The sequence below is a fragment of the Bacteroides sp. f07 genome (assembly GCF_042854785.1).
Classification (GTDB): domain Bacteria; phylum Bacteroidota; class Bacteroidia; order Bacteroidales; family Bacteroidaceae; genus Bacteroides.
This window is the reverse complement of the sequence record NZ_BAABXI010000001.1, coordinates 1409328-1431542: the sequence shown is the minus strand read 5'-3', so window position 1 is coordinate 1431542 and position 22215 is coordinate 1409328. Positions and strand designations below refer to the sequence as shown.

Sequence of the window (22215 nt, the reverse complement as noted above, 5' to 3'; positions counted from 1 at the left end):
CGTTTTTCTCGTCGGTTGCAAGTTTAAGGGTATTTTACGTCTCATACAGGGGGATTTTAATCAATTTTTAGGGGGTATTTCTGTCAAATGATAGTTTTCAGGTGCTTTCTGATAGATTTCAGGTGGTATTCGGAGAAAAAAGTCCCCGTTTATTTGCTTAACAGAACCAAATAGATTACTTTTGATTAATATTATCAAATAAATGAAGAGACGATGACTATACTTATTATTGTAGGAATTATTGTATTATTGGGCATTATTTTTGCATCTATGTACAATTCGTTAGTGAGACTGAGAAACAACCGTGAAAACGCTTTTGCCGACATTGACGTACAGTTGAAGCAGCGCCATGACCTGATACCTCAATTGGTAGATACCGTGAAAGGATATGCCGCACACGAAAAGGAAACACTCGACCGGGTGATTCAGGCACGCAACGGCGCAGTCAGCGCCAAGACTATCGATGATAAGATAGCCGCTGAAAACCAGTTGAGCTCTGCCCTCGCAGGATTGAAAATCACACTGGAAGCTTATCCCGACCTGAAAGCGAATCAGAACTTCCTGCAATTACAGGAAGAAATAGCCGATGTGGAGAATAAGCTGGCTGCCGTCCGCCGTTATTTCAACTCGGCAACCAAAGAATATAATAACGCCGTTCAGACATTCCCGTCAAATATCATAGCAGGCATGACCGGATTCCAAAGAGAAATTATGTTCGATTTGGGAAAGAACGAACGCGCTAATCTGGAACAAGCTCCCAAAATCAATTTCTAATACCCAGTCACCGTTCACTCACTGCATAAATCAAACACGCAATGCAATACGTCGGAATCCAAACACAGCAGAGCCGGAACAACCTACGTTCCGTGTTTCTATTGCTGCTCTTTCCTTGTCTGGTAACAGCACTCCTTTACCTGTCCTGCTATCTGCTGATTCTTTTCGGATACGGAAAGAGCATGGAAGTTGAGATGATGCCTATGGTCAATCATTTTTTCCTCTCTTCCCTGCCCTACACTTTAGGAGTGGTGGCGATTTGGTTTCTTATCGCCTATTGGGCCAATACGAAAATCATTAATTCCGCCACGGGTTCCAAGCCGCTGGAGCGCAAAGAGAACAAACGCGTTTATAATCTAGTGGAAAACCTCTGTATGTCCCAGGGCATGAGTATGCCGAAGATAAATATCATTTATGACGATTCGCTGAATGCATTCGCAAGCGGCATCAATGACCGTACATACACGATTACCCTTTCGAGTGGTATCATCAAGAAACTGAATGATGAAGAACTGGAAGCCGTAATCGGACATGAGCTAACTCATATCCGCAATCGGGATGTACGCCTGCTGATTATCTCCATCGTATTTGTCGGAATCTTCTCCATGCTGACGGAAATCACATTCTATGCTATTACACATATACGTGTACGCAGCAACAGTAAAGGCAGCGGAGGAATTTTCCTTTTCATGCTTGTCGCTTTGTTGATAGCCGCTATCGGTTTCCTTTTCGCCAGCCTGATGCGTTTTGCCATTTCACGCAAACGTGAATATATGGCAGATGCAGGAGCGGCGGAGATGACAAAGAACCCGCTGGCACTCGCCAATGCTTTGCGCAAAATATCTGCCGACCCGGCGATAGAAGCTGTGCAACGGAAAGATATAGCGCAATTATTTATTCAGAATCCCAAAAAGAAAACAAAAGGCTTATATAGCAAGCTCAGCAGTCTGTTTGCCACTCATCCCCCCATTGAAAAGCGGATTGAGATACTGGAACAGTTCTAAGTTCTTCTTATATATTAAGGTAAAGGTCAGGATTTCTGTTTAATTTTCATTAAAGGAAAGGGAAGAGCTCCCGACTTTTTCGTATATTTGGTTGTTATACATATGTATATCAACCTAAATGCAACTGATATGAAAATGAAGAAACAAATCTTAATGTTGGTGCTGGTCTTGCTGGCAGAGTTCCCCACCCTTTCGGCTCAAAGTAAAAAAGAGAAGAAGGAACAGAAAAAAGAAGCTGTGACGAAACTCATCGCATCCGAAAATTACAAGATAGATGCCCGGACCGCTCTGCCGATGCGCGGACGTTCCATCCCGCTAACATCTCCCTACTCACTGGAAATCAGAAATGACTCGGTCATCTCCTACCTGCCTTATTTCGGACGGGCTTACAGTATTCCTTATGGCGGCGGTGACGGGCTGAACTTCAAAGCACCCCTCAAGGAATATACCATGGAAATGGATAAGAAAGGAAATGCTGTCATCAAATTCATAGCCCGGAATCCTGAAGACAGATATGAATTCAGAGCAAAAGTATACCCTAACGGTTCGGCAAACATTGATGTCAGTATGCAGAACCGGCAATCCATCAGTTTCCAGGGAGAATTGGAAATGAAGGACGAATAAGTTTTTGCTACTCTTCCCTTATCTCATCGCCACCTTTTAATATAGGCAGACAGATGTGATATTTTACAGCCAGGATGCGGGTCAGGAATACGGCCGACCCGCCGATTAGCTGGCATCCGTATGACTCAAGTCCCGCCACATCGCAAAGCCAGTAAGCAATACCGCCTACCACACAAGCCATTGCATAAATTTCTTTCCGGAATATCAAGGGAATTTCGTTGATAAAGACATCACGAATCACGCCACCGGCTGCTCCCGTGATACTACCCATAATGATTGCCACCCAAAAAGGATATCCCAAGGCTATGCTCTTGCCCACACCTACCACAGTGAACAGCGCCAGCCCGATGCTGTCGAAAATAAAGAAAGTATTGTTGAGCCGGATAAGCCAACGCCCGAAGCAGATAACCCACAGCAAAGCCAGCCCTGTACAAATCAGGTAAATGGGGTCTGTCATCCACCCGGGGGTAACATCAAGCAGGACATCACGGATGGTACCACCCCCGATAGCCGTAGCAAGTCCGACAACATAGGCTCCGAACCAGTCGAAACGCTTCGCCGAAGCCAGCCGGATACCACTAATAGCAAAGGCAAATGTGCCTATAAAATCAAGAATTTGAACGAATGTGGGCATATATTTGTTATTTTGTCTGCAAAGTAACGAATAAATTCCGTAAGAAAATGTACTTTTGCTTCACGAATTAAACCGAATAAGGTAGAAACAATATGAAAATAACAATTGTCGCGGGGGCACGCCCCAATTTTATGAAGATAGCTCCCATCACACGCGCTATTGAAGCCGCACGGGCGCTGGGTAAAAGTATCTCTTACCGGCTGGTTTACACAGGAAGGAAAGACGATACAAGTCTGGACGCTTCTCTCTTTTCGGATCTTGACATGAAAGCTCCCGATGTGTATCTAGGAGTGGAAAGCAGTAATCCAACGAGTTTGACAGCAGGAATCATGGTAGCCTTCGAACAGGAGCTGACCGAAAACCCGGCACACGTCGTTCTTGTAGTGGACGACCTGACCGCAACCATGAGTTGCGCCATCGTAGCCAAAAAACAAGGAATCAAGGTGGCGCACCTCGTAGCCGGAACCCGCTCTTTCGACATGAAGATGCCGAAGGAAGTGAACCGTATGATTACCGACGGGCTGTCCGACTATCTGTTTACAGCCGGCATGGTTGCCAACCGCAACCTGAACCAGACGGGCACGGAAAGCGAAAACGTATATTATGTAGGCAATATCCTGATAGATACTATCCGATACAACCGCAACCGGTTACTTAAACCGATATGGTTTTCCGTACTGGGATTACAGGAAGGCAATTACCTCCTGCTCACCCTCAACCGCCGCGTATTGCTCAATGACAAAGAGAATCTGCGACAACTGATGGAGACATTGATTGAGAAGTCTGCCGGCATGCCTATCGTAGCACCCTTGCACACGTATGTGCGCAATGCGATTAAAGAACTGGGCATCGAAGCCCCGAACCTACACATCATGCCGCCACAGAATTACCTTTTCTTCGGTTATCTGATAAACAAAGCAAAAGGAATCATCACCGACTCCGGCAACGTGGCCGAAGAAGCGACCTTCATGGGTATTCCCTGCATCACCCTCAATACATATGCCGAACATCCGGAAACATGGCGCATGGGAACCAACGAGCTTGTCGGAGAAGACCCGTTCCTGCTCGCTAAAGCAATGGACACGCTGATGAAAGGCGAATGGAAGCACGGCGAACTCCCCGAACGTTGGGACGGACGCACTGCAGAGCGTATCGTACAGATTCTATCAAGCAAATAACAATCACCTTCCTTGCCCTATTCTGTCAAAGTGTAGGGCAAGCAGTTTCAACCTGCCTTGAAACAAAGTGTTTCACACCGGGAAACGAAGTGTTTCACACCGAGAAACAAACAGTTTCACACCGAGAAACAAACAGTTTCACACCGAGAAACAAAATGTTTCACCGAATGATACAAATAGTTTCAACAAATGAAACTAAATCTGAAACCAGTTGTTAAATATATATGCCCAAGCCTGACTTATTTGAGCATTGGGCGATATATGCTTGTAAACAACCAAAAACGATGGGTAAAAAAAGTTATATATTCTCTTATCCTTAGAGTTATTTGTTAACTTTGCAGCCCTACTACGAACGTTATGAAACAACGATATAGCAAAATACTTATACTGCTCTTACTTGTATTGGCAGCTTCAAATGCTTTTGCACAGCAAATAAAAGGGGTAGTTACTGATTCAGTGACACATGAGCCATTGATGTATATCTCCGTCTACTATCAGGAAAAGAAGGATATGGGTACCATCACCAATATTGACGGAGAATATAGTCTCGATGCCCGCAGGAACGGTGGAACACTTGTTTTCTCCGCCGTCGGCTATATCAGCAAAACGGTTAAAGTCAGCTATGGAAGCCAGACGGTTAACGTGCAATTAGCCCCGGACAATGTACTTCTGAGCGAAGTCGTTGTAAAGCCCAAGAAAGAAAAATACTCCCGCAAGAACAATCCGGCAGTCGAATTCATGAAAAAGGTGATCGAGCACAAAAAGGCGCAAGTCCTCGAAGTGAACGACTACTACCAGTATGAAAAGTACGAGAAGATGAAAATGTCTATCAACGACCTCACGCCGGAAAAACTGGAGAAAGGTATCTACAAGAAATATTCTTTCCTCAAAGACCAAGTGGAGGTGTCGGAAACTACGAATAAGTTGATTCTCCCGATTTCCGTACAGGAGACAGCTTCGCAAACCATCTACCGGAAAGACCCCGAAAGCAAGAAAACCATTATCAAAGGAAAAAACTCCAACGGTATCGAAGAGTTCTTCTCCACAGGAGATATGCTCGGCACTGTATTGAAAGATGTCTTTGCCGATATCAACATCTACGATGACGACATCCGTCTGCTGCAACAGCGCTTCGTAAGTCCTATCGGCAGTAACGCCATTTCTTTTTATAAATATTATCTGATGGACACATTGATGGTGGACAGGCGCGAATGCGTACATCTGACTTTCGTTCCGCAAAATTCGCAGGACTTCGGGTTCACCGGGCATCTGTACGTACTGAATGATTCTACGTATGCCGTACAGAAATGTACGATGAATCTACCCAAAAAGACCGGAGTCAACTTCGTCAACCGCATGGACATCGTGCAGCAGTACGAACAACTTCCCAACGGCAACTGGGTATTGTCCGATGACAATATGACCGTAGACCTTTCCTGGAGTTCCAACAAAACGGCAGGCGGATTGCAGGTAGAACGAATCACAAAATACAGTGATTACAAGTTCGACCCTATCGAACAACGGCTCTTCCGGTTGAAAGGAAGCGTGATAAAGGAAGCTGATATGCTTTCGAAAAGCGACGAGTACTGGGCGAGCGTCCGCCAGGTTCCGTTGACGAAAAAGGAAAGTACGATGGACATATTTGTCAACCGTCTTGAACAGATTCCGGGATTCAAATATATCATCTTCGGAGCGAAAGCCTTGATTGAGAACTTTGTAGAGACAGGAAGTAAAGGGCATCCGAGTAAAGTGGATATAGGCCCTATCAATACGATGATTTCGAGCAACTACATCGATGGAACCCGTTTCCGGTTGAGCGGCATGACTACGGCGCATTTCGACAAGCACTGGTTCTTGAGCGGATATGGCGCTTACGGCCTGAAAGACGAGCGGTGGAAATATAGCGGTACGCTGACCTATTCGTTCAACAAACGCGATTATGTGGTTTGGGAATTTCCGAAACATTATATTTCGGCAACTTACAGTTACGATGTAATGTCGCCGATGGATAAGTTCCTGTTTACGGATAAGGACAATATCTTCCTGTCGCTGAAAACAACAACGGTAGACCAAATGTCCTATATGCGCGATGCGACTGTCAATTACGAACTCGAAACGCTTACCGGTTTCGGAGTGAAAGCGATGCTCCGCCACCGTAATGACGAGCCTACCGGAAAACTGGAATATCTGCGTAACGACGCCGCACAAACACGTGTACATGACGTCACGACTACCGAAGCAAGCCTGACATTGCGCTATGCTCCGGGCGAATCATTCGTCAATTCCAAGCAACGCCGCGTGCCGGTATCACTGGATGCCCCTATTTTCACGCTGACTCATGCCATGGGATTCAAAGGTGTATTAGGCGGAGAATATAACTTCAACCGTACAGAAGCAAGTGTGTGGAAACGTTTCTGGCTTCCCGCTTCCTGGGGAAAGATAGACTGTAGCGTAAAAGCAGGTGCAGAATGGAATACCGTGCCTTTCCCGCTGTTGATTCTGCCGGAAGCCAACTTGTCCTACATCACCCAACGGGAAACGTTCAACCTCATCAATAACATGGAATTCTTGAACGACCGTTTCGCCTCCCTGTCTTTGTCTTACGACATGAATGGAAAACTATTCAACCGTATTCCGCTCATCAAGAACCTGAAATGGAGAGAGATGTTTCGTGTCCGCGCATTGTGGGGAACACTGACGGACAAGAATAATCCGTTCAAGAGCAGCAATCCCGACTTGTTCCGTTTCCCGACGCGCGACGGAAAGTTTACCAGTTTCGTGATGGACCCGAAAGTGCCGTATGTCGAAGCAAGTGTCGGTATTTACAACATATTCAAGTTGCTGCACATTGAATATGTACATCGTTTCACCTACCGTGACAATCCGGGTATTAATAAGAATGGTATCCGTTTCATGGTATTAATGGTATTCTAAGAATTATGCAACCTCTAGCAGAGCGGCTACGGCCCAAGACTTTAGACGAATATATCGGCCAAAAACATTTAGTGGGGCCGGGTGCTATTTTACGCAAGATGATTGATGCAGGACGCATCTCTTCTTTTATCCTTTGGGGCCCGCCCGGAGTAGGCAAAACGACTCTTGCGCAAATCATAGCCAACAAACTGGAAACTCCTTTTTATACATTGAGTGCTGTAACTTCCGGTGTGAAGGACGTGCGCGAAGTGATAGACCGTGCCAAGAGCAACCGCTTCTTTTCACAGTCCAGCCCGATACTGTTTATTGATGAAATCCATCGGTTCAGCAAGTCGCAACAAGATTCTCTGTTGGGAGCAGTAGAAAACGGAACAGTCACGCTGATTGGCGCAACAACGGAAAACCCGTCGTTCGAGGTCATCCGCCCTCTCCTGTCCCGTTGCCAGCTTTATGTGCTCAAATCTTTGGAAAAGGAAGACCTGCTGGAACTGCTGCAACGCGCCATCACTACGGATACCGTATTGAAGGAACGGAAAATCGAATTGAAAGAGACAACAGCCATGTTGCGCTTCTCCGGTGGAGATGCCCGCAAGCTGCTTAATATATTGGAACTTGTTGTGCAATCGGAAACGGAAGAAACGGTTGTTATCACCGATGAAATGGTGACCGAACGGCTGCAACAGAATCCGCTGGCATACGATAAAGATGGGGAGATGCATTATGACATCATCTCTGCTTTCATCAAGTCTATTCGCGGAAGCGACCCGGACGGGGCTATCTATTGGCTCGCCCGTATGGTGGAAGGTGGTGAAGACCCTGCTTTCATTGCCCGCCGGCTTGTCATTTCGGCTTCGGAAGATATCGGACTGGCCAATCCGAACGCATTGCTTCTGGCAAACGCCTGTTTCGATACGTTGATGAAAATCGGCTGGCCGGAAGGACGGATTCCTTTGGCTGAAACAACAATTTATCTGGCAACCAGTCCTAAAAGTAATTCAGCATACAGTGCTATTAACGATGCGCTGGAACTGGTCCGTTCAACCGGAAATCTGCCTGTCCCCTTGCATTTGCGAAATGCTCCGACAAAACTGATGAAGCAACTGGGCTACGGGCAGGAATATAAATATGCGCATAGCTACGAAGGTAACTTCGTCAAACAGCAATTCCTCCCGGACGAACTGAAAGATAAACGGATATGGCAACCACAAAACAATCCGGCGGAACAGAAGCATGCCGAACGGATGATGCAGTTGTGGGGAGACAAGTTCAAGAAATGATAATTCAAATGGGAATTTCCATTATACAAGCAATAATATTACCTGCTCCTCCTTCCGGAAGGAGGAGTTTTTTATTTTGAGCTGCTATTTAAAGAAAGACGTATAACATATTATTAATATCAAAATTGAAATGAAGATTGTAGTTTTAGACGGCTTTGCCGCCAATCCCGGAGATTTGTCCTGGGAAGGTATTAAAGCTCTCGGAGAATGTACGATATATGACCGCACTGCTCCCGAAGAAGTATTAGAACGTGCAGCCGGAGCAGAAATGCTTCTGACTAATAAAGTAATCATCAACGCAGACCATATGGCCGCACTGCCCGAACTGAAATATATCGGCGTACTGGCTACCGGATACAATGTCGTTGATACTGCCGCTGCCAAAGAGCGGGGAATCACCGTTACTAATATCCCCTCATACAGCACAGCCTCTGTTGCTCAGATGGTATTCGCACACATCCTGAATATCAGCCAGCAAGTACAGCATCACTCGGAAGAAGTGCACAAAGGCCGCTGGACAAACAGCAAAGATTTCTGTTTTTGGGATACCCCATTGATGGAACTGAGAGAAAAGAAAATCGGTCTGGTCGGACTGGGAAATACCGGATATACGACTGCACGTGTTGCTATCGGTTTTGGTATGCAAGTATATGCATTCACTTCAAAATCACATTTCCAGTTACCGCCGGAAATCAAGAAAATGGATTTAGACCAGCTATTCAGCGAGTGTGATATTATCAGCCTGCACTGCCCGCTTACCCCCGACACACGTGAGATGGTGAATGCCCGTCGTCTTGCGATGATGAAGCCGACAGCTATTTTAATCAATACCGGCCGTGGTCCGCTAGTTAATGAACAGGACTTGGCGGATGCACTTAATAGTGGCAAGATTTATGCAGCGGGAGTAGATGTTCTTTCTACCGAGCCCCCTCACGCTGACAATCCGTTGCTGACAGCAAAGAACTGCTATATCACTCCGCATATCGCATGGGCTACGCTGGAAGCTCGCGAACGCCTGATGAATATCGCAATCAGCAACATACAGGCATATATCGCCGGAACACCGGAAAATGTAGTAAACAAGTAAGAAAGTACGGAAAGCGGCTATAAAGCAGAAGGGTGTCAAAAAGGTAAAACTATATTCCTTTTGACACCCTTCGTTTATTTCTATTATCTCCTGTTTATCAGACTCTTCTTAATATGAATGACCACCTTCATCCATCTCTTTCTCCGTAATCTTGTGACGGTCGATGCTGCGCCAAGCGTAGAAAATATAAGCAATCACAAACGGAACGAGAATGGAAACGTAAGCCATTGTCTTCAAAGTAAACTCACTAGAGCAGCTATTGGCTAAAGTCAATGAACTTTGCAAATCTGTATAAGACGGGTAATAAGCAGTGTTATTATATCCTGCCACCAACAATAAAGACAAGACAGTCAGCACCGTACCGATTCCCGTAAACCAAATACCTTTATCGAAGGTCTTTTTGAGCAATGTCTTGCCGATACCGAAAAGAACTAATACAACCCCTATAAGGAACAGGATAAGAACTACCGGCATTTCGATAAAGTTAGTAAAGTATTTGAAAGGCTGCATATAAATCTCCTGCGTATCCGGATTCACTGCAAAACCGTCAGAGACCAATGTACGAATGACGAATGACAGGAAAAACACAAGGAACAGAATTGTATTATTCCGTACAGCATGGCGACATTTTCCGGTCAGTTCCTTATCTGCTATATTATTGATAAAGTAAAGCGCTCCCAACACACGGGCAAGGAAGAAAACAGCCAATCCTAAAATCACATTCCAGATATCAGTCAGCGCATCCAATCCGTGCCAACCGTTTCCCCAATGGCTGATGACGGGCATAATGGTATCTGTCATATTTGCCTTATTGATATAAAAATCAGAACCAGTGAAGAATGTAGCCACCGCTCCACCAAGCAACAACGGCCCTACTACCCCATTTATCACCAGAAAAGTCTGATATGTCTTTTTACCCAACAGATTTCCCGCTTTACTCTGAAACTCATAACTGACAGCCTGCAACACAAAGCTGAAAAGAATAATCATCCACAGCCAATAAGCACCGCCGAAGCTAGTACTATAAAATAACGGAAAAGAAGCAAAGAAAGCACCACCGAAAGTGACCAGTGTAGTAAATGTAAACTCCCATTTACGTCCCGTAGAGTTCACCATCATCTTACGCTGTTCTTCCGTCTTACCGAGACAGAACAGCAATGAATTACCGCCTTGCACAAACAATAAAAACACAAGGATAGCTCCCAGCAAGGAAACGACAAGCCACCAATATTGTTGTAGAAATATATACATAGTCTTTACGATTAATGGTTAATATTATCACCCGTTTCCGGTCCTTTCCTGATGGCCTTTACCATAATTCCGGCACCTGCAATGAGCATTACTGTGAACAAGAGCAGAAAGATAAAGAAAGTGGTCTGCACAGCCCCCACATCCAGTTTGGAGATAGCAGCCGATGTAGGCAGCATATCACGGATAGCCCACGGCTGACGGCCACATTCGGCAACCACCCATCCGGCCTGTCCGGCAATATAACCCAAAGGAATAGTCAGCAAGGCAATCCAATGCATCCAGCGCATTTTGCTTAAATCCTTCTTATAAACGAAGAAAAGGACTACGATAAAGAATAGAATGAAATATCCGCCCAGAATTACCATAACACGGAATGCGTAGAAGTTCAGAGGGACATTCGGAACCAACTGGTTCACATCCTTAATATATCCGTAGCCGAAATAAGGGATGTTTTCTTGTAATACTTTGTAAGCTACTTGCGCGTCTTCTTCGTGTCCTGCACTCTTTGCCGCACGATAGGCAGCCAAAGCACCGATAGCCGTCTTTCCCCGTTCTATCTTCTCGGCAGCCGAAAGAGCTTTCGTTCCGTCTTTCATCTCATAACCGCCCTCGATGATATTTGCAATGCCCGGAACGTAACCATTCACATCACGTTCGGCAAGGAAAGAAAGCATACTCGGTATCTCAATACGGAAAAGGAACGGCTCCTTTCCATCATTATACGTCTTTTTTTCGGGATTCAGCATACCGATTCCCACCAGTCCGACATTCGTGCCGCCTTCGTACAAGCCTTCCACAGCAGCCAGTTTCATGGGCTGTGTCTGCGCAATCTGATAGCCGGAACCGTCGCCCGTCCAAGCAGCCAACAACGATGCCGCCAATCCGAAGATAGCGCCAATCTTAATGCTGGCAAGCGCAAACTCACGGTTGCGTTTCTTCAGCAAGTACCAGCAACTAACGCCGACTACAAAGACCGCACCAAGCACCCAGCCGGACAGCACTGTATGAAAGAATTTATTCACAGCCACAGGCGAAGTGGCTACTGCCCAAAAATCGACCATCTCATTACGAACCGTATCGGGATTGAACTCCATACCTACCGGATGCTGCATCCATGCGTTAGCAACGAGAATCCACCAGGCAGAAATCGTTGCCCCCAGACCCGTCAGCCAGGTAGAAGCCAAATGGAAACGTTTGCTGACTTTTCCCCAACCGAAGAACATCACAGCGATAAATGTGGCTTCCATAAAGAATGCCAAAATCCCTTCAATAGCCAACGGCGCACCGAAAATATCTCCTACAAACCATGAATAATTGCTCCAGTTCGTACCAAACTCAAACTCAAGAATCAAGCCGGTTGCCACACCAATGGCGAAGTTGATACCGAAAAGCTTCATCCAGAACATTGCAGTTTTTTTCCAGAATTCTTTGCCTGTTTTATAATACAGCGTCTCCATGATGCCCATCACCACTGCCAGTCCGAGTGTGAGGGGAACAAAAATCCAGTGGTACATAGCTGTCATCGCAAATTGGGCTCTCGACCAATCGATAAGTGAAGTGTCAATACTTTCAATCATAATCTTATGTAGTTTAAGAGTTAAAAATCAACCGGTTTCTCGGAAATGGCACGTTGTATCAGTTCGTTGCCCACATAGGTTCCCTTGTCAGCATCCGTAGGATGGTCGCCGAGAAAGTCAGGAAAAAAGAACAATTTGAGGATGAAGAACATAACGAATAATTTCAGCAGGATAATAACCCACAGAGTACGACCGAGTGTCATACTACGGAAACCTTCCAGATAGAATTTCCAAATAGAAAGCAGTGCATTCTTCATATGTCAGCGTTATAGTTTGTAATGAGTACAAATATACATTTTTTATAATTAAAACAAACAAATACCCCGGATTGTTGCAGGACTTGTTGTGTTTTTATAATAAAAAGACATTTTTCTTGTCTCGCGCAACCGAAAAGACACATTATCAATAAAAAAAACAGCTCCCTTGTTCGTCCGCCGACGAGGGAGCTGTTCAACACAAAAACTAAACTAGACTTAACTAAACTATTCTATTCTCGGAATTTCACAATCCCTTTCTGTTCTTTGCAAAGGTAGGGATAAAACGGGTTTCGACAAATAATTATCGACAAAAATCTTAATTTCACCGATAAAATAACCAACATTAGCTCCTTTCATCAAGAAAAGCCTGGAAAACTTGCTTGTAACTATCACTGATAGGAATATATGTCTTGTCAAAAACAATACGCCCGCGGTCAATCACACGTATCTTATCTTTCTGAACAATGAAAGAACGATGTACACGTATGAAACGAGTGGAAGGCAAAAGCTCTTCCATGGCTTTCATACTCATAAGTGAGAGGATGGGTTTGGGAGCGTCTTCTGTATAGATTTTAATATAATCCTTCAGACCTTCGATATATGTAATTTTCTTCAAGTCTATTTGTACCAGCTTATAGTCACTCTTCACGAAAATACTGTCTATCTCCTCCGGCTTCTGCACCAGTTCGAACCATTGCAATGCTTTATTGGCCGCTTGCAAAAAGTCAACGTAGGAAATTGGCTTCAAGAGATAATCGAGTGCGTTGACACGATAACCGTCGATGGCATACTGACCGAAAGCAGTGGTAAATACGATGCGGGTGCGGGAATCTACCATCTTCGAGAACTCCAGTCCGTTAAGCTCCGGCATCTGAATGTCCAGAAACAGAAGGTCGACCTCTTCGTCCGGCAACTCTTTCATCGCCTGAACCGCGCTGGAATACTTTCCCACGAGTTGCAGGAACGGAGTCTTATTCACGTAACTCTCTAACAGGCTGAGAGCCAAAGGCTCATCATCAACTATTGCACAACGTAACACCATAACTATTCTATATCTAATGTTTTATACTTAACGTTTTCCACCTATTCCCTGATTCTAATACTCAATCTCGATTCATAGACAGAACCATCCCTTGAGCTGCCTTTCGACCAAGTGTAAGCCCCGGGATAAAGAATCTCCAGCCGCCGGCTCACCTGCTCCAACCCCACACCCGAACCACTCTTATCCTCCACTGTCTTGGGATGATTGCTGTTGCGGATTTCGCAAACCACTTCCTTGTCATTCTCCGAAAGATGAATACTGATAAAACTCGGTTCGGTAGGAGAAATGCCATGCTTGAAAGCATTCTCTATCAACGAAATAAAGATAAGCGGAGCAATAAGCGTCTGACTATCCGGCTGAATGTCGAACCGGGTAGTCATCTGCACATTGGCGGACAGGCGGATACGCATCAACTCAATATAATTGCGGATAAAATCCACTTCCTTACAGAGAGGGACGTACATCTGCTGATTATCATACAATACGTATCGAAGAAGTTTGCTCAACTCCTGCACCGCTTCCTGCGCCTTGTCCGAATCAAATGCAATCAAAGCATAAATATTATTCAGAGTATTCAGCAGAAAGTGCGGATTCAGTTGGTTACGCAGATTCTTCAGTTCGGCTTCCGCACGATTCCGTTCCGCTTCCTTACGGGCGGCTTCGTTCTGAGCCCATCGCGCACTCATACGGATGGCGGCACTCAGCCCGATAGTGAAGACCAGGCTCAGCATATCCCTGAGGAAGAACAACCATCCCGGCGGCATACCCGGGCGTTTGTGTTTGGGCGTAAACGAAGGATCGAACGTCAGGTTCTGCCAAAAGTGAAGCAAGACTCCGATGATACATAAAAAGATGATGTTATAGATGACATATCTTTTGGACTGACTCTGGAAAAGATAGCGGGGAACCAAAAAGAAATAGTTGACGTAGAACACAATCATAAACGAAAGCGGTACGGCAAGATGACGTATATAAGCCATCCAGTTGATGTTCCCGTTCCCACGCTCAACGAAAAAGAACGGGAAACCGAACATAATCCCCCAACTGATAATATGTATCAGTATTTCCAGGGGACGACGTGCGGATGTAAAGGTTTGTTTCATGGAGACAAAGATAGCTTTTTATTCGTATCTGATAGCCTCTATCGGGTCTAAATCTGCTGCTTTTTTGGCAGGATACCATCCGAAGAAGACTCCGGTGACGGTACATACCGCAAAAGAAAGGAATACACTCCACGGTTGGATATAGATAGGCCAATGTGCCGCACTTTTAACGACCCAACTGGCTCCGCAGCCTATAATCACTCCGATGATACCACCCGTGATACTAATCATGATGGCTTCAATAAGAAACTGGCTCAGAATATCAACCCCCCGTGCACCGACGGACATACGCAGACCAATCTCGCGTGTACGTTCCGTTACGGATACATACATGATATTCATAATTCCAATGCCGCCCACCACCAGTGAGATTCCTGCGATGCAAGCGAGCAAAGTTGTCATCAAATCGGTAGTAGAGTTGAGCATCGTACTCAGTTCCTGTTGTGTACGGATAGTGAAATCATCATTGTCCGATGCTTTCAGTTTATGATTACGGCGGAGAATCGTACTGATTTCATCCGTAGCATATTCCGTCATATCTTCGGTGAGGGCAGAAGCAAACACACCTTGCAGATACGTTACAGCGAGCAGACGTTTCATGACAGTGGTATAAGGGGCAAGCACTACGGCATCCTGGTCTTGTCCCATAGAGTTGTACCCCTTGGCCTTGAGCACGCCTACCACCCGGAAGGGTATCTTGCTGAAACGGATAATCTTGCCTACCGGATCACTTCCGTCCGGGAAAAGATTGTCCACTATCGTCTTTCCTATCACACATACTTTTGCGGAGCTTTGGATATCAGCTTCCGTAAACATCTCCCCATTCTCAACCGTCAACTGGCGGATATCGAGATATTCCGTTCCTACACCATTCACGGATGCCGGATAGTTATTGTTGCCGGCAATAAGCTGTCCCGATGAAGAAACATTGGGACTGATGGCAGACAAGAAACTTGTCTCATCGCGCAAGGCTTCGTAATCGGCAAGTTTCAAGGTCTGCATAGCAGACGGATCTTGCCGGACACCGCCACGCATATCGGCTCCCGGATGAATCATAATCATGTTCGAGCCCATTTCGGAGATTTGCTGCTGGATGCTTTTCTTCGAACCCTGCCCGATAGCAAGCATCGTGATAACGGAAGCAACACCGATAATGATACCAAGCATGGTGAGAAAAGCACGCAGCTTATTGTTCGCCAACGCCCGGAGAGCTATCTTGAATAAATTAGTTCCATTCATGTTATTAGTAATTAATAATTTACTGATTAGCGCGATAATGAACAGCAATGAATTTATCACTAATCACTATCCCGCTAACCACTGTTTAATCCTCGTCATTCTTCGGCAATGCAGCCAGTGCTTCGGCAGCGGACAGAATATTTGAGTTGACAGTGTCCTCTATGACATGACCATCGCGCAGTCGGATATTCCGGCTGCTATATTGCGCGATTTCGGGATTATGTGTCACAAAGATGAGTGTACGTCCTTCCTTATGCAGTTTCTGAAACAGGACAAGTATCTCGAAAGAGGTACGGGTGTCGAGGTTTCCGGTTGCTTCGTCCGCGAGAATCACGGCGGGATTGTTTACCAGTGCGCGTGCGATGGCAACGCGCTGCATCTGTCCTCCGGACATCTGATTGGATTTGTGTTCCAGACGGTCGCCCAACCCCACAGCCTGCAAAGATTCGATAGCACGGCGGCGACGTTCGGAAGCACTCACGGACGAGTTGTACATAAGCGGCAGTTCGACATTCTCCACAGCGGTCGTTTTGGGCAGCAGATTGTAACTTTGGAACACGAACCCGATCTTACGATTCCTCAACACCGCACGTTGAGGTTTGCTCATCGTGCGGACGGGAATATCATCGAGCAGATACTCTCCGCTTGTCGGGGTGTCCAGACAGCCCAATATATTAAGGAGCGTAGACTTTCCCGAACCGGAAGTACCCATGATGGTGACAAACTCCCCTTCATTGATAGTAAACGAAACGCCCCGCAACGCATGAACGGTTTCGTCCCCCACCTGAAAGTCCCGTTTGATATTCTGTATTTCAATTACTCTCTTCATGATTGTCACTTGTTGTTCCTCTTTTTATTGTCTCCCGGACGGCTCGGCATGAACGGGCTTCTTTCTCCCCCACTCTCTTTATTGGGAGCGGCTCCGACATTTTCGCCCGGCATCGCGCCTATGATAGCTTCGGACACAACCCTCGTCCCTTCGGTGATGCCGCTGACAATTTCCGTAGATATGCCGTTGCTGATTCCGATTTCTACCGGATGAGCTGTGAATGTCGTCCCTTCACGTGTCCAGAGTTTATGTTCACCCTCGCAATCTTTCACGATGTCATTAGCACCGATGAGAGGTTTCTCCGGAACGAAACGCAAAGCCTTGTTCGGAACAGACAATACATTTTTCTTATCAAGAATATAAATCGTGACGTTGGCCGTCAGGCGCGGTTTCAGTTTCAGGTCGGGATTAGGCGCCGAGATTACCACTTCGTAAGTCACCACGGTACTTGTACTGCTGCTTGTGCTGCTCGTACTGCTTGCGTCCCCCAAGCGAATCTGTGTCACTACACCTTCAAAAGTATCATTCGGATAAGCATCTACCGTAAAGCTGGCACGCTGGCCTTCTTCCACCCCACCTATATCAGCCTCATCCACATCGGCCACCACTTGCATTTGAGTTAAATCCGCGGCAATGGTGAAAAGTGTCGGGGTTTCGAATCCGGAAGCAACCGTCTGTCCGGCTTCCACATCACGGCTGATAACGACGCCGTCAATCGGTGAAGTAATCGTTGCATAAGACAAGTTGCGTTCCGCTTTTGCAAGAGACGCCTTACTGCTGTCATAACTGCTCTTCGCCTTCTGATAATTATAAAGAGCCAGCTCGAAATCCGTATCGCTAATCAGAGATTTCTCATGCAATCCTTTGCTGCGCTCGTAATTCTTCTTCTGATATTCATATTCGGCTTTAGCCCCGTCATAAGTTGCCTGTTGGGAAGCCAGTTCGCTTTGTAAAGTAACACGATCCATTTCTGCAATCAACTGTCCTTTGGTGACTGTCGAATTATAGTCTACGTAAATCTTGTCGATGATACCTGATACCTGCGTACCGACTTCTACTTCCGTCACCGGTTCGATTGTTCCGGTAGCAGTCACCGAATTTGAAATATCGCCTTTGCCGACAGCGACAGTGGCGTACGTGACTTTGTGTTTGGCGGGCGCACCTGCGAAGAACCATATTCCCGCACCTGCCACCACAACGACTGCCACGGCGATTAAGATAATCTTTTTCGTTTTCATCCGTTTATTATGCTTTTACTTATTTATTATAATGCTAATTTATCCCCCTGATAGAACTTCAGCAACTGAGTGTTCAGTATTGCCATATATTTAGCCTGAAGTTGTTCTTGCTGAGCTTGCAGCAGGTTATTCTTTTCGGTAAGAAGTTCCACGGTATTCTTCATTCCCAAGTTGAATTGTTCGCTGATCAGGTCGTAGCTGATTTGTGTACTTCTCAGCTTCTCGTTGGCTGCCGCATAACGCTGCTGTGCACTGCTGGCATCCAGCCAAAGACCTTCAATCGTCTTGTACAAAGCCTTCTGCTCGTCAAGCAACGACAGCATACTCGTTTCGCGCTGCAACTTAGCCTTCTGTATGGCGCTCTTCGTCTGGCGGTTATTGAAGATAGGCACACTGACGGACAAACCGATAGAATTGTTCCACCCATTCTTCACCTGCTCGCCGAAAGTGAAATCGCTGCCGCTCGTATGATTCGTCCCGATACCTGCACTAAGGCTGATAGTAGGGAAATAACCGGATTTTGCAATGTCAATCCCCAATTCGGAAGCTTCCACATTGAGTTTGCTTGCTTCAATTTCAGGACGAAGAGCGAGAGCGCTTACATACACGTCCCTTTTAGCGGGCAACGGGGCAAGCACATTATCGTCGGCCAAAGCGGGGAGATAGACGTCCATTTCATTCTCCCCGTCCAGTTCGAGCAGTTGTTTCAGTTGTAATTTGTAATCTTGCAAGGTGGCTTGCGCTGTGACAAGTTGATAACGATCGGTGCTGACCTGAGCTTCCAGTTGCGCAAAGTCACTTTTGGCTATACTTCCTGCATCCAGCAACTGCTGCCCGCGGTCACGCTGCGCAATGGAAACCTGCAACGTATTCTCGTTTACTCTGACAGACTCGGCTGCATAAAGAATCTGAATGTAAACCTGAGCAATGGATTCCCGGATATCATTCTCGGAAGTTGCCACGTCAAGTTCGGCTACCTGATTGTTCAGTTGCTCCTGCTTGATAGTCTTCAGGCGTTTGCTGCCATTATACAATGTCCACGAAGCATTCAGACCATAATTACCGTTATAACTGGTTTTGCTGTTGCTACTGATTATCTCGCTACCGCTCACCCGGCTGCTCGTCTCCTGATACGGACGATTCACCACTTGCTGACTGGTAGAGAATGAAAGGCTGGGAAACAAGGCAGCTTTAGCTGTCTTTACGTCAATCTGTGTACTTTCCGCAGCCACACGGTTTTTGCGAATAGTAATATTCTGTTCCAAGGCATAGTCGATGCACGATTGCAAATCCCACCGGACAGGGAGCTTTGCTTCGTTCAGCATATCGGCTTGCAGCGGAGATTCCTGAGCAGATATGCCCGAAAGCATACCTGCACCAAGAAATGCCATCACTGTCAATCTTCTTACATTTACCATATTCATATTTCTATTGATTTACTGGTAACGAAGGTACGTACATATTATATCAGCAACAAAAGCGATAGACGGAACACGGAATTTTACCGTTAAATGTTTTTTTTCTGTCGATAGGCAGATTTTTCCGAAAAAGCCTCGGCTACACTTAGCCGAAGCCCTTCATTTGAAGTAACCAAGAAGCTATTTTTATATATTACGAGAATATTGTTGCACAAAATATACATATTTTCCATAACTTTGCAGCGACAAAAATCTCACACAAATGGAATATGCTGTAGAAGAGTTGAAAAGCGCATTGGTCGAGCTATGCGAAAGTGAAGGAATATTGTATGCAATGGTTGCGGTAGACCGTCGTACGAAAGAGATCATTCTTCCTGATACTTTACAAGGTGCTTTGCAACATCCTGAATATTTTGTATGTACTTGCAGAAAAGTGAATGATAATTATATAGTAGAGGAGATTACGAAAGTGTAACTCTCCTCTGGTCTTTTTCTATTTCAGTTCATTTATCCTGACCGTCGATATACAAAGCAGCTCCTTTATCCATAAACAGTTCTACATTCTGTGCGTGGTGGGCAATGTAAGCCGCCGGACCCGTATCACCGGAATTACAGATTTCTTCCACTACATCCGCCTTACTTTTCCCCGTTATCAGGAAAATGACATGGCGGGCATTCAGAATCGGATAGCCGGTCATCGCAATACGTTTCTGCCCGTTGCGGGGATGGCTGCTGACTACATAGATGGAATCGGAAGTCAACAGACTCTCTTGTCCGGGGAAAATGGAAGAGGTATGTCCGTCGTCACCCGCACCCAGCAATATAATGTCAAATTCCGGCCAGCCCTGCTTGAGCGGCACCTGCTGTTTCACTAATTCCGAATAGCGGGCAGCTTCTTTCACCGGTTTCGCTTCGCCACGAATACGGTAGACATTTTCGTAAGGGATAGGAGCCAACCCTAATAGAAGATTACGCATCATCCCGTAATTGCTGTCCGAATCATCGGGCGGCACACAACGCTCGTCCACCCAATAAACATTCATACGATGCCAGGGAGTAATATCCATATACTCGTTCGCCCATAAATCAAACATCAGGGCGGGGGTGCTTCCACCGCTCACCGCTATATTGAACACCTTGTCAGGTTCCTCTTTCATAATCTCCACCAGACGGAGTATCAACTCACGAGACGTCTCTATGGACGAAGGAAAAATTTCTAGTTTCATAATTCACAATATTGATCTGTGTTTGTCAAATTCTTACAAGGGTTAGTCCAGTCAGCTCCATGTTCGTGCATCATAGCTTCACTTTCCAAAGGCCCCCACGTACCTGCGGGATAGCCGTAAAGAGGTGCGTCAGGATTCTCTGTCCAGTAACGGAGTACCGGGTCGAAGAATTTCCATGAGGCTTCCACTGCATCGCTTCGAGTAAATAAGGTCGGGTCGCCCTGGATACAGTCGTCTATCAGACGTGCATAAGCGTCGCCGCTCGGCACTCCACCCAACTGGGCATAACTGAAGTCCATCGTCACCTGGCGGACTTCGAAGCCCGCACCGGGGACTTTCATTCCGATCTTGAGAACTATTCCTTCGTTTGGCTGCAAACGAAGAATCAATTTATTTGCCCGTGGACAGTTGCCACCGGCACAATGAAACATCTGATGAGGTGTTTCGCGGAAATGAACAACGATTTCGGTCACTTTTGTCGGCATCTGTTTGCCTGTGCGGATATAGAACGGGACGCCGCTCCAACGCCAGTTGCTGATGCCCAGTTTCATGGCAATATAAGTCTCCGTGCGCGAGTCGGGAGATACGCCTTTCTCTTCACGGTATCCTTTCTTGTTGCCGGAAGACGTATATTGTCCGCGAACGATATGTTCGTTCAGATCTTCTTCATTCAAGGGGGTAAGAGATTCGTAGACTTTCACGACCTCGTTACGGAAGTTATCAGCGTTGAAGATAGCAGGCGGTTCCATAGCCGTGAGGGCTACAAGCTGGATAAGATGGTTCTGCACCATATCACGCAAGGCACCCGCCGTTTCGTAGAATCCGCCGCGCTGCTCGATACCGAGATTTTCGACGGCGGTGATTTCCACGTAGTCGATATAGTTCCGGTTCCAGAGCGGTTCGAAGATGCCGTTGGCAAAACGGAAAGCCAGCACGTTCTGGGCAGTCTCTTTACCAAGGAAATGGTCGATACGGTAAATCTGCTGTTCGTTGAAGACCGAAGCATAGATTTTGTTCAGTTCACGTGCCGATTCGAGGTCGTAGCCGAAAGGCTTCTCTACAATGATACGCGAATGGGGAGTATTCAGTCCGGCTGCTTTCAGATGTAAAGGCACTACGCCGTAAAGAGATGGTGGAGTGGCAAGATAGAACAGCAGGTTATCAGGGTCTACCTCGTTGGTCAACTCTACCAGTCGTTGGCGGAGTGCCGGGTAACCTTCTTCTTTTGCCGGGTCCATCGGCAGGTAATACAAATGGGAAATAAAGGCATCCATCAGTGCCGCGTCCTGTTCTTCGGACTTCACAAAAGTCTGAAGTTCACCTAATATATATGAACGGTAGTCCTCGTCAGAGTAGATTGTACGCCCGATACCCACGATACTATAATCTCCGGTCAACCGCTTTTCACGGAAGAGGGAATAGAGGGCAGGCATCAACTTACGCTTGGTAAGGTCGCCGGACGCACCGAAAATAATCATTGCAAATTTATCCATTGTCGTTTTTTTATTTCTTACTTATAAAAC

General features: G+C 46.1%; 20 protein-coding genes. 8 read left to right on the top strand and 12 right to left on the bottom strand.

The window, feature by feature from the left end:
- Window positions 1–213: 213 nt before the first annotated feature.
- The 3 genes from ACGHVY_RS05800 (at window position 214) to ACGHVY_RS05790 (ending at window position 2402) form a co-directional block, all read left to right on the top strand.
- Window positions 214–774 carry a LemA family protein gene (locus tag ACGHVY_RS05800; protein WP_308744929.1) on the top strand — a complete coding sequence of 187 codons (561 nt, stop codon included), beginning with the start codon at window positions 214–216 and terminating at the stop codon, window positions 772–774.
- A gap of 41 nt (window positions 775–815) precedes the next feature.
- Window positions 816–1778 (top strand): M48 family metallopeptidase, encoded by a 963-nt coding sequence (locus ACGHVY_RS05795; protein ID WP_390597760.1) that lies wholly within the window; start codon window positions 816–818, stop codon window positions 1776–1778.
- 129 nt (window positions 1779–1907) lie between these two features.
- Window positions 1908–2402: a DUF4251 domain-containing protein gene (locus ACGHVY_RS05790; RefSeq protein ID WP_308744927.1), complete on the top strand. Its 495-nt coding sequence runs from the start codon at window positions 1908–1910 to the stop codon at window positions 2400–2402.
- A gap of 7 nt (window positions 2403–2409) precedes the next feature.
- On the opposite strand, the gene ACGHVY_RS05785 is transcribed toward ACGHVY_RS05790, so the two are convergent.
- Entirely contained in the window at window positions 2410–3036 is a 627-nt protein-coding gene (locus tag ACGHVY_RS05785) for a trimeric intracellular cation channel family protein (RefSeq protein WP_308744926.1), read from the bottom strand.
- Between the two features lie 92 nt (window positions 3037–3128).
- On the opposite strand from ACGHVY_RS05785, the gene ACGHVY_RS05780 reads away from it, so the two are divergent.
- From ACGHVY_RS05780 to ACGHVY_RS05765, 4 genes are all read left to right on the top strand, one after another.
- On the top strand, window positions 3129–4214 hold the full coding sequence (locus ACGHVY_RS05780) for a UDP-N-acetyl glucosamine 2-epimerase (protein WP_308744925.1): 1086 nt from the start codon (window positions 3129–3131) through the stop codon (window positions 4212–4214).
- A gap of 357 nt (window positions 4215–4571) precedes the next feature.
- Window positions 4572–7148 carry a DUF5686 family protein gene (locus tag ACGHVY_RS05775; protein WP_308744924.1) on the top strand — a complete coding sequence of 859 codons (2577 nt, stop codon included), beginning with the start codon at window positions 4572–4574 and terminating at the stop codon, window positions 7146–7148.
- A 5-nt stretch (window positions 7149–7153) separates the two neighbouring features.
- Complete coding sequence (locus ACGHVY_RS05770) at window positions 7154–8425, top strand: replication-associated recombination protein A (RefSeq protein ID WP_390597757.1); 1272 nt, start codon at window positions 7154–7156, stop codon at window positions 8423–8425.
- A 130-nt stretch (window positions 8426–8555) separates the two neighbouring features.
- Complete coding sequence (locus ACGHVY_RS05765) at window positions 8556–9512, top strand: D-2-hydroxyacid dehydrogenase (protein WP_390597755.1); 957 nt, start codon at window positions 8556–8558, stop codon at window positions 9510–9512.
- A 108-nt stretch (window positions 9513–9620) separates the two neighbouring features.
- Here ACGHVY_RS05765 and cydB read toward each other — a convergent pair whose 3' ends face one another.
- The 9 genes from cydB to ACGHVY_RS05720 all read right to left on the bottom strand — a co-directional run bounded on the left by cydB (window position 9621) and on the right by ACGHVY_RS05720 (window position 19472).
- Entirely contained in the window at window positions 9621–10763 is a 1143-nt protein-coding gene (gene cydB / locus ACGHVY_RS05760) for a cytochrome d ubiquinol oxidase subunit II (protein WP_308746465.1), read from the bottom strand.
- 11 nt (window positions 10764–10774) lie between these two features.
- Window positions 10775–12340 carry a cytochrome ubiquinol oxidase subunit I gene (locus tag ACGHVY_RS05755; protein ID WP_390597753.1) on the bottom strand — a complete coding sequence of 522 codons (1566 nt, stop codon included), beginning with the start codon at window positions 12338–12340 and terminating at the stop codon, window positions 10775–10777.
- A 20-nt stretch (window positions 12341–12360) separates the two neighbouring features.
- Window positions 12361–12597: a DUF4492 domain-containing protein gene (locus ACGHVY_RS05750; protein WP_390597752.1), complete on the bottom strand. Its 237-nt coding sequence runs from the start codon at window positions 12595–12597 to the stop codon at window positions 12361–12363.
- A gap of 343 nt (window positions 12598–12940) precedes the next feature.
- Window positions 12941–13639 carry a LytTR family DNA-binding domain-containing protein gene (locus ACGHVY_RS05745; RefSeq protein WP_308746462.1) on the bottom strand — a complete coding sequence of 233 codons (699 nt, stop codon included), beginning with the start codon at window positions 13637–13639 and terminating at the stop codon, window positions 12941–12943.
- Between the two features lie 41 nt (window positions 13640–13680).
- Window positions 13681–14742 carry a sensor histidine kinase gene (locus tag ACGHVY_RS05740; protein WP_390597750.1) on the bottom strand — a complete coding sequence of 354 codons (1062 nt, stop codon included), beginning with the start codon at window positions 14740–14742 and terminating at the stop codon, window positions 13681–13683.
- Window positions 14743–14760: 18 nt separating this feature from the next.
- Entirely contained in the window at window positions 14761–15981 is a 1221-nt protein-coding gene (locus ACGHVY_RS05735) for an ABC transporter permease (protein ID WP_308746460.1), read from the bottom strand.
- Window positions 15982–16066: 85 nt separating this feature from the next.
- The gene (locus tag ACGHVY_RS05730; protein WP_308746459.1) at window positions 16067–16810 is read right to left on the bottom strand and encodes an ABC transporter ATP-binding protein; all 744 of its coding nucleotides are present in this window, start codon (window positions 16808–16810) and stop codon (window positions 16067–16069) included.
- A 5-nt stretch (window positions 16811–16815) separates the two neighbouring features.
- Entirely contained in the window at window positions 16816–18048 is a 1233-nt protein-coding gene (locus ACGHVY_RS05725; RefSeq protein ID WP_308746458.1) for an efflux RND transporter periplasmic adaptor subunit, read from the bottom strand.
- 26 nt (window positions 18049–18074) lie between these two features.
- Window positions 18075–19472 carry a TolC family protein gene (locus ACGHVY_RS05720; RefSeq protein WP_390597747.1) on the bottom strand — a complete coding sequence of 466 codons (1398 nt, stop codon included), beginning with the start codon at window positions 19470–19472 and terminating at the stop codon, window positions 18075–18077.
- A gap of 256 nt (window positions 19473–19728) precedes the next feature.
- Here ACGHVY_RS05720 and ACGHVY_RS05715 point away from each other — a divergent pair, with 256 nt between their 5' ends.
- The gene (locus tag ACGHVY_RS05715; protein ID WP_308746456.1) at window positions 19729–19941 is read left to right on the top strand and encodes a hypothetical protein; all 213 of its coding nucleotides are present in this window, start codon (window positions 19729–19731) and stop codon (window positions 19939–19941) included.
- A gap of 28 nt (window positions 19942–19969) precedes the next feature.
- Here the strand turns inward: ACGHVY_RS05715 and pgl are convergent, their stop codons facing one another.
- Complete coding sequence (gene pgl / locus ACGHVY_RS05710; protein WP_390597745.1) at window positions 19970–20692, bottom strand: 6-phosphogluconolactonase; 723 nt, start codon at window positions 20690–20692, stop codon at window positions 19970–19972.
- The gene (zwf, locus tag ACGHVY_RS05705; protein WP_390597743.1) at window positions 20689–22185 is read right to left on the bottom strand and encodes a glucose-6-phosphate dehydrogenase; all 1497 of its coding nucleotides are present in this window, start codon (window positions 22183–22185) and stop codon (window positions 20689–20691) included. Before zwf ends, pgl begins: the two co-directional genes overlap by 4 nt.
- Window positions 22186–22215: the final 30 nt, after the last annotated feature.

What these genes read in the sequence shown, in the direction of transcription:
- ACGHVY_RS05800 (WP_308744929.1), top strand. Translation starts at nt 214, where the DNA reads ATGACTATACTTATTATTGTAGGAATTATTGTATTATTGGGCATTATT.
- ACGHVY_RS05795 (WP_390597760.1), top strand. Translation starts at nt 816, where the DNA reads ATGCAATACGTCGGAATCCAAACACAGCAGAGCCGGAACAACCTACGT.
- ACGHVY_RS05790 (WP_308744927.1), top strand. Translation starts at nt 1,908, where the DNA reads ATGAAAATGAAGAAACAAATCTTAATGTTGGTGCTGGTCTTGCTGGCA.
- ACGHVY_RS05785 (WP_308744926.1), bottom strand. Translation starts at nt 3,036, where the DNA reads ATGCCCACATTCGTTCAAATTCTTGATTTTATAGGCACATTTGCCTTT.
- ACGHVY_RS05780 (WP_308744925.1), top strand. Translation starts at nt 3,129, where the DNA reads ATGAAAATAACAATTGTCGCGGGGGCACGCCCCAATTTTATGAAGATA.
- ACGHVY_RS05775 (WP_308744924.1), top strand. Translation starts at nt 4,572, where the DNA reads ATGAAACAACGATATAGCAAAATACTTATACTGCTCTTACTTGTATTG.
- ACGHVY_RS05770 (WP_390597757.1), top strand. Translation starts at nt 7,154, where the DNA reads ATGCAACCTCTAGCAGAGCGGCTACGGCCCAAGACTTTAGACGAATAT.
- ACGHVY_RS05765 (WP_390597755.1), top strand. Translation starts at nt 8,556, where the DNA reads ATGAAGATTGTAGTTTTAGACGGCTTTGCCGCCAATCCCGGAGATTTG.
- cydB (WP_308746465.1), bottom strand. Translation starts at nt 10,763, where the DNA reads ATGTATATATTTCTACAACAATATTGGTGGCTTGTCGTTTCCTTGCTG.
- ACGHVY_RS05755 (WP_390597753.1), bottom strand. Translation starts at nt 12,340, where the DNA reads ATGATTGAAAGTATTGACACTTCACTTATCGATTGGTCGAGAGCCCAA.
- ACGHVY_RS05750 (WP_390597752.1), bottom strand. Translation starts at nt 12,597, where the DNA reads ATGAAGAATGCACTGCTTTCTATTTGGAAATTCTATCTGGAAGGTTTC.
- ACGHVY_RS05745 (WP_308746462.1), bottom strand. Translation starts at nt 13,639, where the DNA reads ATGGTGTTACGTTGTGCAATAGTTGATGATGAGCCTTTGGCTCTCAGC.
- ACGHVY_RS05740 (WP_390597750.1), bottom strand. Translation starts at nt 14,742, where the DNA reads ATGAAACAAACCTTTACATCCGCACGTCGTCCCCTGGAAATACTGATA.
- ACGHVY_RS05735 (WP_308746460.1), bottom strand. Translation starts at nt 15,981, where the DNA reads ATGAATGGAACTAATTTATTCAAGATAGCTCTCCGGGCGTTGGCGAAC.
- ACGHVY_RS05730 (WP_308746459.1), bottom strand. Translation starts at nt 16,810, where the DNA reads ATGAAGAGAGTAATTGAAATACAGAATATCAAACGGGACTTTCAGGTG.
- ACGHVY_RS05725 (WP_308746458.1), bottom strand. Translation starts at nt 18,048, where the DNA reads ATGAAAACGAAAAAGATTATCTTAATCGCCGTGGCAGTCGTTGTGGTG.
- ACGHVY_RS05720 (WP_390597747.1), bottom strand. Translation starts at nt 19,472, where the DNA reads ATGAATATGGTAAATGTAAGAAGATTGACAGTGATGGCATTTCTTGGT.
- ACGHVY_RS05715 (WP_308746456.1), top strand. Translation starts at nt 19,729, where the DNA reads ATGGAATATGCTGTAGAAGAGTTGAAAAGCGCATTGGTCGAGCTATGC.
- pgl (WP_390597745.1), bottom strand. Translation starts at nt 20,692, where the DNA reads ATGAAACTAGAAATTTTTCCTTCGTCCATAGAGACGTCTCGTGAGTTG.
- zwf (WP_390597743.1), bottom strand. Translation starts at nt 22,185, where the DNA reads ATGGATAAATTTGCAATGATTATTTTCGGTGCGTCCGGCGACCTTACC.